Annotated in this window: 11 protein-coding genes; 4 read left to right on the top strand and 7 right to left on the bottom strand. The window is 62.8% G+C overall.

The window, feature by feature from the left end:
• Positions 1–63 precede the first annotated feature (63 nt).
• Positions 64–861 (bottom strand): Cof-type HAD-IIB family hydrolase, encoded by a 798-nt coding sequence (locus C6W55_RS05445; RefSeq protein WP_286891813.1) that lies wholly within the window; start codon positions 859–861, stop codon positions 64–66.
• A 271-nt stretch (positions 862–1,132) separates the two neighbouring features.
• Between C6W55_RS05445 and C6W55_RS05440 the strand changes: the two genes are divergently transcribed.
• Entirely contained in the window at positions 1,133–2,572 is a 1,440-nt protein-coding gene (locus C6W55_RS05440) for a S41 family peptidase (protein WP_286891812.1), read from the top strand.
• 33 nt (positions 2,573–2,605) lie between these two features.
• Here the strand turns inward: C6W55_RS05440 and C6W55_RS05435 are convergent, their stop codons facing one another.
• Together C6W55_RS05435 and map are read right to left on the bottom strand one after the other, a co-directional pair.
• Complete coding sequence (locus C6W55_RS05435) at positions 2,606–4,012, bottom strand: M14 family metallopeptidase (protein ID WP_286891811.1); 1,407 nt, start codon at positions 4,010–4,012, stop codon at positions 2,606–2,608.
• Between the two features lie 172 nt (positions 4,013–4,184).
• Positions 4,185–4,931 (bottom strand): type I methionyl aminopeptidase, encoded by a 747-nt coding sequence (gene map, locus C6W55_RS05430; RefSeq protein ID WP_015253597.1) that lies wholly within the window; start codon positions 4,929–4,931, stop codon positions 4,185–4,187.
• Between the two features lie 302 nt (positions 4,932–5,233).
• Here map and C6W55_RS05425 point away from each other — a divergent pair, with 302 nt between their 5' ends.
• The gene (locus C6W55_RS05425; RefSeq protein ID WP_015253598.1) at positions 5,234–5,809 is read left to right on the top strand and encodes a family 1 glycosylhydrolase; all 576 of its coding nucleotides are present in this window, start codon (positions 5,234–5,236) and stop codon (positions 5,807–5,809) included.
• A 59-nt stretch (positions 5,810–5,868) separates the two neighbouring features.
• On the opposite strand, the gene C6W55_RS05420 is transcribed toward C6W55_RS05425, so the two are convergent.
• Genes C6W55_RS05420 through C6W55_RS05410 form a run of 3 tightly spaced genes read right to left on the bottom strand, consistent with a single transcriptional unit; the run spans position 5,869 to position 10,126 of the window.
• Entirely contained in the window at positions 5,869–6,792 is a 924-nt protein-coding gene (locus C6W55_RS05420; RefSeq protein WP_286891810.1) for a S1C family serine protease, read from the bottom strand.
• 26 nt (positions 6,793–6,818) lie between these two features.
• Complete coding sequence (locus tag C6W55_RS05415; protein ID WP_286891809.1) at positions 6,819–8,426, bottom strand: response regulator; 1,608 nt, start codon at positions 8,424–8,426, stop codon at positions 6,819–6,821.
• Complete coding sequence (locus C6W55_RS05410) at positions 8,423–10,126, bottom strand: sensor histidine kinase (RefSeq protein WP_286891808.1); 1,704 nt, start codon at positions 10,124–10,126, stop codon at positions 8,423–8,425. Before C6W55_RS05410 ends, C6W55_RS05415 begins: the two co-directional genes overlap by 4 nt.
• A 136-nt stretch (positions 10,127–10,262) precedes the next feature.
• Between C6W55_RS05410 and C6W55_RS05405 the strand changes: the two genes are divergently transcribed.
• A complete protein-coding gene (locus C6W55_RS05405; protein WP_286891807.1) occupies positions 10,263–11,810 on the top strand; it encodes an extracellular solute-binding protein in 1,548 nt (515 codons plus the stop codon).
• Between the two features lie 85 nt (positions 11,811–11,895).
• A complete protein-coding gene (locus C6W55_RS05400) occupies positions 11,896–12,603 on the top strand; it encodes a Crp/Fnr family transcriptional regulator (RefSeq protein WP_015253603.1) in 708 nt (235 codons plus the stop codon).
• Positions 12,604–12,621: 18 nt separating this feature from the next.
• Here the strand turns inward: C6W55_RS05400 and C6W55_RS05395 are convergent, their stop codons facing one another.
• Positions 12,622–13,491, bottom strand: coding sequence for an AraC family transcriptional regulator (locus tag C6W55_RS05395; RefSeq protein WP_015253604.1), 870 nt, complete (start codon positions 13,489–13,491; stop codon positions 12,622–12,624).
• Positions 13,492–13,495 lie beyond the last annotated feature (4 nt).

The following is a 13,495-nucleotide window of genomic DNA, read 5'->3' as shown; positions in this document are numbered from 1 at the left end:
CGCTTCCATTATACTACGGATGCGCTGCGAAGACATCGCCGCCGGAAAGGAAAATTCAGGATTTCATCGGTTCAAGATGAAGGTATCGATGACGTGCTTGACGCCGTCTTCATTGTTCGTCTTCGTAACGAAGCCGGCGATCGCTTTCAGCGATTCGATCGCATTGCCCATGGCGACGCCGAGGCCGGCGGCTTCGATCATCTCGCGGTCGTTCCAGGAATCGCCGACGGCGATGGTCTGCTCCATGGTGCAGCCGACATGGCGGGCGAGCGCGGCAAGCGCATGCCCCTTCGTCGCTTCCGGATGGAGGAATTCGAGATAGTTCGGTTTGGATTTCGTGATATGGACGCGGCCTTTGTAAACCGGTCTCAGCTCGTCCGCGATCCGGTCGAGCTCGTCCGGATCGCCGATGATCAGCATTTTCGATTGCGGCCTGTCGATCAGCTTGTCGAGATCGGGTTCCACGCGATAGGGCACGTCGGAACGTTCGGCATATTCCCGAACCTTGTCGTTGTCTTCGGCCGCGTAAAGTTCGTCTTCCGTGTAAAGCTGCAAGTGCAAGCCGTTCCGCCGGCAGTAGTCCAGAATTTCCCGCGCAGCGTCCGCCGGCACGTTCCGCTCGTACAGCACATTGCCGTCGAACGGCGTTTTGACGAGCGCTCCCTGGTAGGTGATGATCGGCACGTTCAACCCGATCTGCTCGGCAATCCGGCTGGCCGAGGCGAACATCCGGCCCGTGGCCAGCGTCACCGTGACGCCCCGTTTCACGGCTTCGGCGAGCGCGGCCCGCGTCGCGTCCGTGATGCGCCCGTCGTCGGTCAGCAGCGTGTCGTCGATGTCAATGGCGATCAGTCGGTACATGGTTTCTCCCGCTCCTTTGTTTCGGGCCGTCGGCACAACTTGCCGGCCCCGTATCTGTCAGACCGATTGTAGCGCAATGCCGGCTTGCGCGGCAACATGCGGATGCCGCAAGCCTCGGCCGGATGGAGCTTGCGCCGCCCGGTTTTGCCGCTTCAAAACGTTCTGTCCCGCCCCTGCGCCGCATATGTTGGATCATGTCCATCCCGGGGTTCGCTTGAAGCCATGTCCGGAATGCGGTATCGTGGAGTATGCGACTGGAGTGAACGGAGCGATGCGAAAGATGGAGACGGAATCGAAGATGAAGCGGCGGGGAGCGGGGCTGCTGGTTGCCCTGGCGGTCCTGCTGGTCACGGCCGCCGCCGGTTTTCTGGCCGGGAGATGGTGGATGATGGAGCGGTATCCGATGCTGAAGGATCCCGCTTTTGCCAACCTGGACTATACCTATCGAGAGATCATGAGCGATTACCTGTACGGCGCTGATTCTTCCGAGCTGATTCACGGAGCGGCGAAAGGGATGACGGCGTCGCTGCGGGACCCCTACTCGGCCTATTATGCCGGGGAAGAGGGCAAGGAGTATGTGCAGCGGTACGACGACCACATCGTCGGGATCGGCGTCGAGATCCGCGAGGAAGACGGCGAGTTCGTCGTCACGTCGGCCTACAAGGGCGCGCCGGCGGATGAGGCCGGCATCCGCAAGGACGATGTCATCGTCGCCGTGGACGGCGTGTCCATGAAGGGCAAGACGATGCAGGAGCTCGTCAGCCGGACGCGCGGCGAAGTCGGCACGAAGGTGACGATCACCATCAGGCGCGACGGCCTGACGGAGCCGTTCGACGTGACGCTCGTGCGGGAAGAGATTCCGGTGACGACGGTCTACGCGGAGATGCTGGATGACGGCATCGGCAAAGTGCAGATTACGCGGTTCGCGGAAGGCACCGGCAAAGAGTTCGGGAAAGCGGTCGACGAGCTGCTCGCGCAAGGCATGAGAGGGCTCCTGCTCGATCTCCGCTCCAATCCGGGCGGACTGCTCAGTTCGACCCTTGAGGTGGCCAGCCGGCTCATTCCGAAGGACAAGGTCATCCTCGAAGTGGTGTACAAGGACGAGAAGCGGCGGATTACCTACACCTCGACGCAGAGCAAAGCGTGGGATAAGCCGATCACCGTGCTCATCGACGAGAGCTCGGCCAGCTCGGCCGAGGTGCTGGCCGCGGCGCTGCGCGATTCGGCCGGAGCGAAGCTCGTCGGCATGAAGACGTTCGGCAAGGGCGTCGTGCAGACGTTCCGCCCCCTCAAGGACGGATCGGTGCTGAAGCTGACGGAGTCGGAATGGGTGACCCCGAGCGGCGGCAGAATCAACAAGGTCGGCATCGAGCCGCATGTCGAGGTCGGGCTGCCGGAATACGCCTCGCTGCCGGTGCTCCCGACGGACGAAGTGCTCAAGGTAGGTTCGCTCGGCCAGGACGTGCGGACGGCGGAACGGATGCTGGAAGCGGTCGGCTACGATCCGGGCGAGCCCGAAGGGATCTACGACGAGCGGACGGCCGCGGCTGTCGAGCGGTTCCAGCGTGACGAGCGGCTGACGCCGACGGGCACGATCAGCGGACGCACGGCGTTCAAACTGATGGACCGGCTGCGGACGAAGCTGAAGGAAGAAGACCCGCAGCTCAAGGAAGCGGTGCGCACGCTGCGCGGGATGATCGAGGGCAAGTAATTTCTGCAGCCCATCCGCCGGCCGGGGCGCGGATCATTCCCCGAACAAATCCGCTTCCTTCACCCAGCGCGTGCCTTGCGGCGTCACGACCATGATCCAGTTGCGCCACCGCTCCAGCGCCGTCGCAGATGGCGTATCGAGCGGCTGCGGGGCCGGCGCCGCGTCGAGCGGCGACAAATACTGCGCCATGTCCGGCGCCAGCCGCACCGGGATGCCGCCGAGCGGCTCGAACGTGCCGGCCGGCGAGCGGCCGGCCCAGGCCCATCGCGGGCCGTCCTCCGTCGCGATCTCCGCCCAGCCGCCTTTCGTGCGGAGCAGCTTGTAGCGCCCCGGATAGAGCGTCCCGAGCTGCGCCGACCGATGGTTCGGCCAGCGGTAAGCCGGCTGCTCGGCCGTCAGCCGGATCTCGCCGGACGCGTAGGCGGCGGTCTGGCGCGCCAGCCACAGATTGTACGCTTCCCCGGCGAGCATCCAGCCCGTATCGCGATGCCGCGGCCAGATCCGCTCCCATTCGGAGAGCGGCACGTTCGTCTCGCCGGCCGGGCGGCCGAGTTCGGCCGTAAGCCCCGGACGGCCGAACGACTGGATGAACCAGTCCGTGTATCCGCCGCCGGAAGGGTTGGCGGCGGGCTGGACGAGCCGGTAGCCCGTCATCCCGGCATACCGGGTCGCGATGGCGCGGTCGCGGGCGACATGCTCCGGTTTCGTATGGAAATGCCAGTAGACGATCTCGCCGGACGAATGATACGCGACGGCGATCTCCGGATTCGTCTCCTTCGTCGCTTCCGCCATCGCCTGCGCTTCCTTCGCCGCAAGCGGTTCCTTGCCTCTGTAATTCATGTAATACGGCCCGGATCCCGGCTGGTTGATATTCTCCCAATCCGCCGGGTACTGCCGGTTCAGGTCGATCCCCTTCGCATTCGCTTTCCACCTTTTGAAGTTGCTGCTTCCGCCGTTCATGGCAATGAGATCCGCGTGGGCCTCTTCCGGAAAAGCCGACAGCCCGAACTGCTGCAGGGTGACGCCGTCGGGATTGACCATCGGCACGAACCGGAATGTGACGCGGTGCAGCAAGTCGCGGACCGGCGCGCCGTTCCACGTTTCGTTCCGTACATACGCCTGCGCGTAATGATCCAGCATGGACATGATCAGAATGGTGGTGATCCATTCGCGGGCATGGTGGGAGCCGTTCAGCATGACGTACGCGTCGCCGAGACCGAGATCGGCCGCCCAGATATCGCGTCCGTATTCGCTCTCGCCGATGGCATGCAGACGGATCAGTCCGGGATAGGTCTCCTCCAGCTGCTTCAGATCGCGCACCATGATGTCATACGAATACACTTGCTTCGGATTGACGACGCCGGCGGCCGGCCGCGATGCCGAGGCCGATGCAGGTTCCGCAGCCGCTGCAGGCAAAGCCGAAATCAAAACGACAGACAATAAGACAAGTCCCCAATAACGCCGCAATGCCGAAGAACCCCGTTTCGTCGAAAGTTGAAGTCAGAAGAGCGCGGCGCGCTCTCCGGATTGACCTCAATTCGACGTCAAACGGCGAAATCCTTCGGCATCATGCCATTTCGTGCCGGCAATATTACACACTGCAGCGATAAAGTTACTGCGCTGTCAGGATCTCCGGTCCGTCCGCCGTGATGGCGACGACATGCTCGTACTGGGCCGCCCGTTTGCCGTCCAGCGTGCGCGCGGTCCAGCCGTCCTCGTCGATCGTCATGAAATAGGTGCCCTCCGTAAGCATCGGCTCGATGGTGAACACCATGCCTTCTTTCAGGCGCAGCCCCTTGCCCGGTTTGCCCACGTGCATGTAGCCCGGCTCTTCATGCAGGCTGCGGCCGATGCCGTGGGCCAGCAGATCGCGCACGACGCCGTAGCCGTTCCGCTCGGCATGCGTCTGGATGGCGTGGGCGATGTCGCCGAGCCGGTTGCCGACCTTCGCCTGCGCAATGCCGAGCTCCAGGCATTCGCGCGTCACCCGCATGAGCCGCTCGGCTTCGGGCGAGACGCGGCCGACGGCGTAAGTCCACGCCGAATCGCCCAGCCAGCCGTCCAGCTCCGCGACCGTGTCGATTGTGACAATGTCGCCTTCCTTCAGCGGCTCATCGTTCGGAAAACCGTGCGCGATCACGTCGTTGACAGAGGCGCACGTGGCGTAAGGGTATCCCTTGTAGCCGATCTGGTAAGGTCTTGCGCCATGCTCCGCCATGATCGATTCGACGAGCCTGTCGATCTCCATCGTCGTCACGCCGGGCTTGATCATGCGCGCGATTTGGCGATGGCATTCGGCCACCACCTGTCCCGCCCGGCGCATCGCCTCGATATCGCGTCTGCTTTTCAGTTCGATCATCGTCGTTCTTCCTTTCTCTGCTTGACGTGGGATCGGTCTTGCATTGCTGTCTCGTCCGGTATCGCCGATTGACGATCGCCTTTTCATGAACACTCTATCACAAATGGCCGTCCGATGTGCATTCTTTCACCGAGCAAGTTCCAAACTTGACCGGTCCGGCAAGAAGTTATGATCGGGGTATCGATCTTGCATTCTTGTTATGTCAGCCCATCTCCCCCGGCGCTACAATGGAATCAGAACCGCTAAGATGCGGCTTGCATCAACGACTTGCGGTACGAATACTGAAAAGGGGGATATCGCTCATGGCCTTTTGGGGATCGTACCGAATCCAGAAGCAGCATGCCGGCACCCGGACGAAAAGCGGGGACGCGGCAGGCGGGAAGGCGGTCAGCGATATTTGGAACCGGCATGTGGCGGAATCGGACGGCAGCAGGCTGCTCCGTCCCGAGGATATCGGCGTGCTGGCCGCCATGGGATACCGCGCCGTGCAATTCGAACTGCTGTGGCCCGCAGTCTTGCAGATCGACGGAACGCCGAATGAAGACGGCATCAAACGCTGCCTCGGGCTGATCGAAACGATCCGTCAATACGGCATGACGCCGATCATCGCCGCCTGCCGCTGGGAGCGGCCGCTGTGGGTGCGGCTCGATGGCGGCTGGGTGAATGTGAAATCGGAAGAACGTTACCAGACCTATATCGACAACCTGCACAGCCACTTCGGAAAAGCCGCGGTCATCCGGAACCGGCCGCATGAACCGTGGGACGCGGCTGCCAGGGAGCTGAAGTGGCTGCGCGCATTCGGCCGGAATCCGGTCGAGGCGATGGCAAGCCGGTACCGGATCGATAGCGCCGGCGGCAGCCTTGCCTATCCGTCCTGATCCCCTTGAACGCCAACCGGCTTCGCATCAAATGCGAAGCCGGTTTCTTGTTGCGTGCTTCACGGTCCGCCTGCTTCATGCTCCGGCAACTCGGGCAGCAACGCATCCAGATCCCGGAGCGGCACGGCGAGTCCGACCTGTTTCTTTCCGCCCTGATCCATGATTTCACCCGCGGCATAGATCACGGCGATGGCGCGGCCATGCTCGTTGATGACCGGGCTGCCGCTGCTCCCCTTGTGCACCGGCGCGTCGATCGCCATAACCGGTTGGCTTCGGCCCTGAATCGGCAGCATGCCCAGCACTTTGCCTTCGCTTGCGATCTGCTTGAGATCCAGCGGATTGCCGATCACATAGACGTGCGCGCCGGGTTCCCAATCGTGTTCCCGCTCGATTTCAATCGCCGGCAGCCGCTTTCCCCCGCTGTCCACCTGCAGGACGGCAAGATCCAAATCCGGGTCGAATGCGACGACATCAGCCGCAAATCTTGCGTTTTCCCCGGGAAATTCAACGATGAAATAAGCGGCGTCTTCGATCACGTGATAGTTGGTGACAATGTACCCGTCCGAAACATGGAACCCTGATCCTTTGCCTTTGTCCGTGGCGACCAGGACAACGGCTTTCTTGTAGTGCCGGACTTCCTCGCGGCCGGACAGTTCCCTGGATTTGAACAGAAGCGGCAGCGTCTGCATGTTGTAGATTTGGGGCCAAAACGCCAGGATGTTGCCGATCAAGGCGGCAACGAGCAGCCCGATGACGGCGTTCCTGAACCATTTGCGCCTTGCGGGCGGCTCATCATCCATGTCCGCATCAAGATCATCATCGGGATCATCATTGTGATCCGTGTACGGCTCATCCGTCCCGTGAATCGGCTCTATCCCGCCGCCCGGCTCATGGGTCCCGCCGAGCCGCTCATGAACGGAGCCTTGCTCCGGCTCCGGCTCATGCGGCGGTTGATTTCCGTTGTCGTTGTTGCCCTTAAGCAAGCCGGTTCCTCCTCAATCCCCGAACCTCATTCCGCCCGGTCCCGGTATTCCTGCGGCGTGAGACCGGAATATTCCTTGAACAATTTGATGAAATAATGCGCATTGGAATAGCCGAGCATGGTGGTGATCTCGTAAATTTTCAGGCGGGTGTTGCGAAGCAGATGCGTGGCCTGTTCCATCTTTCTGCGATAGATGGCATCGCTGATATTCTGTCCCGTCTCCTGTTTGTACACTTTGGACAAATAGACGGGGTGAAGCGACACGTGATGCGCGATCGATTGCAGCGTCGCCGATTCCAGGTTGGCGTCAATGTATTCGTGCACCTGCCGGACGAGCTGTCTGCGCGTATTGTTCATCTCGGCTTCCAGTTCGCTCCGGATGCGGGTTACCAATTGCGCGGCCCATTCTTTCAGCTTCGCCGCATCCGGCGGCGGCTCCCGGTCGGCCAGGTCGGCGCCCGCCAGATCGGACAGCATCTTGCCGTTCTTGTGCGCGATATAGAAGCACGCGGCGAGCAGCTGGCTGTGAATCTCGCGGAGATGCTCCGCGGTGTCGATGCGTTTTGCGGCCAGTTCCGCGAACACCGCTTCGAGCTTCTCCATCGCGTTCTCCCACTGGCCGGATTCGAACAGCTGGATGAAGGACGGAGGCTCGTACAACCGGGTCAAGGCGGCGACGTCCGCGGGCGCGTCATCGCGGTCCATCGTCATGAAGAAGCCGTGCTCGCTTCCGATATAACGGCGAAGCAGGCCGAGCGACGACTGGTACAGCCCGGGAAGGTCGTCCGGCAGGATGCCCGTCCGGCTGATGACGACCGAGACGCGTCCGCGCAAATATTGCTCGACGCTGCGCTGCAGCTCTTCCGCCAGCAAGGTGATCCTGGCGTAAGATTCGCCGTCCGGATCTCCGTCCGGTCCGCCCGCCGGCCTCACCGCATACACGAGATGGCCGAGCTCGTCCTTGCAGTTCCACAGCGCGAATTCATCGGCGTACAGCTCGCGGGCGATGTTGTCGATCGCGTATTCGAACAGGAATATGTCGTCCGCGGAGAACGAATGGAACCCCTCCAGCCGCATCGTCATCAGCACGACCCGGCAGCCCGTCTCGAACGGAAGCTGGAACTTCGCAAGCTGCGAAACGAGCCGGTCGGGGGATATTTTTTTGCCCTGGATCAGGTCGCGGAGCAGGTTGTTGCGGAGAAGCGGCAGATGTTCCTCGAAAATGCTGACCGCCCGCTCGTACGACGCGATTTCCTGCCACTCCCGGCGGATCGTCCGGATGACATGCTCCAGCTTCTGCATGAACGCCTCGTCGCTGATCGGCTTGGTCAGATATTCCGACACGCCGATCTCCAGCGCCTGCTGCGCATAGCCGAACTCCGCGTAACCGGACAGCAGGATCACCTTCGTCTGCTTCCATTTCTTCCGGATTGCGGCGGACAGTTCCAGGCCGGACATGCCGGGCATCGTGATGTCCGTCACCACGATGTCGATCGGCCTTCGGGCCAGGATGTCGAGCGCCTCCGCTCCGGAGTACGCCTTGAACACCGCCTCGATGCCCAGCCTGTCCCAGTCGATCGTCATGGCCAGATCGTCCACCGCGTACGGTTCGTCATCGACAAGCAGGATCATCATGCCGTGGGCACCTCCTGTTCACGGAATTCGCAACGCAGGGTGACCGTCGTTCCCTCTCCCGCCTTCGAATCCATCTCGAGCACCGCGCCCGGGCCGAATTTCTGGAGGAAGCGCTGCTGCACGTTCCAGACGCCGCAGCCCGATTCGTCCGACTTCGGCCCCCGGAGCTGGCCGCGCAGCTTCGCAAGCGCTTCGGGCGTCATGCCTACGCCGTCGTCTTCGACCGTCAGCACGAATCCGTCCGCCAGCCGCCGGCCGGTAATCCGGATCGTGCCCCGCCCGGGCTTCGGCTCGATGCCGTGCATGACGGCGTTCTCGACGAGCGGCTGCAGAAGCAGCCTCGGGATGTGCAGGTCCATCAACTCTTCGGAAACATCCGTCATATAATCGATGCGCGGCTTGCGCAGGTTCAGGATCGACACATAATTGTTGATCAGGTCCAGCTCGCTCCGCAGCGGGACCATGTCCTTCTCCGTCCGGGTCATGTAGCGGTAATATTCGCCGAGGCTGAGCGCCATCGCTTCGACCGACTCGGTATCGCCGATCCGCGCCTTGCTTTTGATGTAGAACAGGCAGTTGTACAGGAAATGCGGATTGATCTGCGACTGCAGCTGCTTGAACTCCGCTTCCTTCGCGCGCAGCTGCTCGGTCAGCACCTTGTCGATCAGATCGCCGACCCGCTTCGCCATCTCGTTGAATCCTTCCGTCAGCAGACGGAATTCCCGCGCGGGCTCGAAGCCGATGCGCACGCCGTAGTCGCCTTCCCTGAAGCGGGCCAGGCTGCTGACGAGCTTCCGGATCGGAAGCTGCACGTTCCGGTACAGTTCGAATGCGAACGCCACGCCGAGGCACAGCAGGGCGGCCGTCGCACCCGCGAACAGCGTCGTGCTCTTGCGGATGGGCTGCAGGATGCGTTCGAGCGGGGTGAACTCGATCAGCACCCAGCCGTCGAGCACGGTCGGCAGGGCGTTCAGCAGGTAGGACATGCCGTTCGCTTCCGTCACCATCGTCAGGCTGCCCTCGATTTCCTTCCCCCAGAGCTGGCCGGCCATCCGGATCGCCGTCACGCTGTCCATATTGTAATCGAAGATGAACCGTCCTGAGGGATGATACAGGTACGGCCGGCTGTGGCTTTCGTAGGAGGCCAGCAGCTTGCGGATGTTCTCGGAGGGAAAGGACAGCACCACGCACACATCGCCGCCGGCCTCCCGGTCCCGGACATAGAGGGTGAACTCGCCGGTCAAGTGGTCGAACGTCCATTGCCCCGGCTGCAGCGCGTTAAAATCGTATTCAACTTTGAGCGCCCGAATCGGGTCCGAGGACAGGACGTCGCCCGTCTCCGGATAATAGACCGTCAGCGTATTCGTCCACGCGCTGGCGGTGCTCTGCAGCTTCAATTTTTCCGATATCGTCATCTTCAGCCGGTTCCGGTCCACCAGATGTTCAATGGACGGCAGGATGGCGTAATCGCGCACGCTCTGGTCCTGCAGCAGGTTGTAGGCGTTCAGGGTCAGCTGGTCGATGTCGTTCTCGAGCATGTCGGCCAGGAACTTCAACTGGTTGAGACGCGAAGTCTCCAGCTCTTGCTGCACGGTGTTGATGGATGTGGCCACCGTATAGCCGTAGAGTCCCGCAATGGCGAGCAGCAGCAAGGCCAGAAACGTCACCATTTTGGTAAAAAGACTCCACTTCCGCGTCACGTCCGAAGCCCCCCTCCGCGCTGTCTCTCCATAGGTCCAGTGTACACAAAAAAGGATTCGCCGTCGCGTTCGCCGAGCATTTTTTGCGGCAATCCGCTAAAATGGAGACAGACGAGGCTTGGAGGAGGAATGGCGCTTGCATCGGATTCGGACGATCTGCCTGCCTGCCGCGCTGCTGTTGCTTGTGCTCATCCCGGCCTGCTCCGTTCCGGGCGGTGTCGGGAAGCCGGAAGAGCCGGCTGCGGATGAAGGCGGGCAGCCTTACGTCATGACAACCGTCGGCGCCATTACGCCGGACATGGTGTTCAAGTACGGCGAGACGCTCGAAAACAACGTGCATACGCGATGGGCCGAACAGCGGCTCGGCATTCGGATCCAGTATTTGTGGACCGTGCCGTCCAGCCTGTTCGACACCAAGCTGCGGCTCGAACTGACGGCCAAGCGGAACGTGCCGGACGTCGTGGCGACGCGCAGCGCGATTATTCAAGAATTGATTGATTCCGGGGAGTTCCGGGAAGTCGGCACGCTGTTCGACGCCTACGCCTCCGGGACGTGGAAGAAGGCGATGAACGAGAACGCCGATGTCTGGGAAGCGTTCACGCGGGACGGCCGAAGGTACGCGATCCCGATTCTCGATTACGAATACCATTCCGATCCGGTGCTGTGGATCCGGACGGACTGGCTCCGGCAGCTCGGGCTGGAACCGCCGGCGACGCTGGGCGAGCTCGAGATGGTGATGCGCGCTTTCACCTTCGGCGATCCCGATGGCAACGGCCGCCACGATACGGCGGCGCTGGCGGTGGCGCTGGGTTCCGGTGTCAGCACGCAGGTGGGCGATGCCAGCTGGGTGTTCGGCATGTTCGGCACCGTGCCCGCCCAATGGAATGTCGGCGAGGATGGACGGCTGATCTACGGATCGGTCCATCCGGGGGCGAAGGAGGCGCTCGCCGTCTTGCGCGAATGGCTTCGCCAGGGGCTCATTCCGGGCGAGGCGGAGCTGATGGACGGCACCGCTGCCCAGGAAGCGTTCATCCAGGGCAAGGTCGGCATGATCGTCGGCCCGCACTGGATGGTCTATTGGCCGTTCGGCGACATGACGGGCGCCGAGTTCCGTGCGATTCCGCTGCCCGCCGGGCCGGACGGGCATGTCGCGCGGCGCGGCTCGCTGCCGCGCAACGGCGCCATCCTGATCAGCAACAAGATGGAGAAGCCCGAGTACTTCTTCAAGTATCAGAACTTTCTGTTCGACAGTTACGCGCTGCGCGAGGGCGAGCTCAAGTACGGCCTGGCGGAAAACTACGACTGGTCGTATCACGAAGGGCGCCCGTCGACGGATCCGCGGCGGGTTCCGGGCGGATACGTGCGCGTGGCGAATTATACGCTCACGTTCGACGGCGCCCGGATTCCGTCGAGGTGGCGGGCGGAAGGCCAGCCGAATACGGTGGAAGTGCTGCTGTCCCAGAAGGACAGCTCCTGGATCGACCAGTACCAGGGCGCGCCGACGCCGACGCAGCGCGAGAAGGGCGATGTGTTGCGGAAGCTGGAGGAAGAGACGTTCAACCAGATCATCTACGGTCGGCTGCCGCTCGAGGCGTTCGACGATTTCGTGAACCGCTGGCTCGACCTCGGCGGCCGGCAGATAACGGAGGAAGTGAACGCCTGGCGGGCCTTCTGGCGGTCGTGATCGTACGGTGAGCGCTCTCACGCGAAACAGAAGCAGACATTGCGTTTATTTTCGGCGCGATGCGCCGCCGGCGAGGAGGCAAACCATGAGACACAATATCCGCGGGCTGCTGCGGCAGATCGAGATTTTCAGGGAACTGACGGAAGAAGAGATGGATCAGCTGGCTTCCATCGCCGTGCGCCGATCGTTCGGCAAGAAGGAGATCATTTTCACGGAAGGCACCGAAGTCGAGGCGATCTATTTCGTCAGCAGCGGCCTGGTCAAGACGTTCAAGACGGACGAGTCCGGCCGGGAGCGGATCGTGTCCATCCTTCGGGAAGGGGAGATGTTTCCGCATACCGTGCTGTTCAGCGGCCAGCCGTATCCCGCCTCGGCCGAGACGATCGCGCCGTCCGTGCTGATCGCGCTGCCGGCGCGGCCGTTCGAGTTTTTCCTGGAGCAGCATTCCGCTCCGGCCATCCGGATCATTCGCGATATGAGCAACAAAATCATGGCGCTGCAGAAGCGGCTGCAGGAAGCGGGCGCCTTCGACGTCCACGACCGCGGACTCCGGTTCCTGGCCGATCTGGCGGAGCATTGCGGCGAGCGGCGCGGCGAGGCGATTTACATACGGCTGCCGCTGACGCACCAGGACATCGCCAGCGCCATCGGCACCTCCCGCGAGACGGTGAGCCGGCTGCTGAACCGGCTCAAGCGGGAAGGCATCCTCGAAGCCGGCCGTTCCGGCATCGTGATCCGCGACCCGGAGGCGCTCCGGCGGGAGATGGGCGAGGCGGCTTCGACCGATGGGTAAGCCGCGGCCGGACCGCATTCAGGATTCCGGCTTGCCGCCGCGGCGAAACGCCCCCGGCGTCATCCCCGTCAGCGCCTTGAACACCCGGTGAAAATGGGGCAGACTGTCGAACCCGCACCGCTCGGCGACCGCCCCCACGCTGCTGTCCGTTCCCCTCAGCAATTCCTTCGCCATCAGAATCCGCTTCGCATTCACGAAATCCGTCACATTCATGCCCGTATGCTGCTTGAACACGCGGGCGAAGTGGGCGGCCGACACGCCCGCCCGGGCCGCGAGCTCCGACAGGCTGCCCGCGGCTTCCGGCTTGGCGTCGATCGTGCGCAGCGCCTCCCGCAGCCAGGCCGGGCCGATGCCGCTGCCGGGGGCGCCGTCGCGTTCCGGCAGCAGATGCCGGTTCAGCAAGAGCAGCAGCCGGCAGAGCGCGAGCCGGACCGCCTCGCGGCAGCCGGGGCGGGCGGCGGTCAGCTCCTCGTGCATCTCCTCCAGCAGCGCCTCGATCTGCGCCTTCAGCGGCTCCGGCGGCACCAGCCGGCAGCGTCGCGCCCGGCGAGCCTCTTCGAAGCATCCCAGCGGCGCATAGGACCCGTCCGGCACGGCGGCTTCCGCGAAAGCCGGCGCGAAGAAAACCGCCGTGGATACGATCGGATCGGCGGCGTCGGGGAAAGCGCGGTGGATCGTGCCCCCGGGAATGAGGAACAGGTCGCCCGGCGCCTTCTCGTACAGCGTATCGTCGATGAAAAAGGTGCCGCGTCCGCTGTGGACGTAGACGATCTCGCAACGGTCGTGCAGATGGTCGGGCAGTTCGAACTGCGGGTATTTCGTCGCGCGGTGCACCATTTCGAACGGAAAAGACGGATCGCCGAAGAACGGCTTGCGGAACGGCTTCATGCGC

This window comes from Thermobacillus sp., from assembly GCF_003390775.1.
Classification (GTDB): domain Bacteria; phylum Bacillota; class Bacilli; order Paenibacillales; family Paenibacillaceae; genus Thermobacillus; species Thermobacillus xylanilyticus.
Note: the sequence above shows the minus strand (reverse complement) of the source record. Positions and strands in the feature narration are given on the sequence as shown.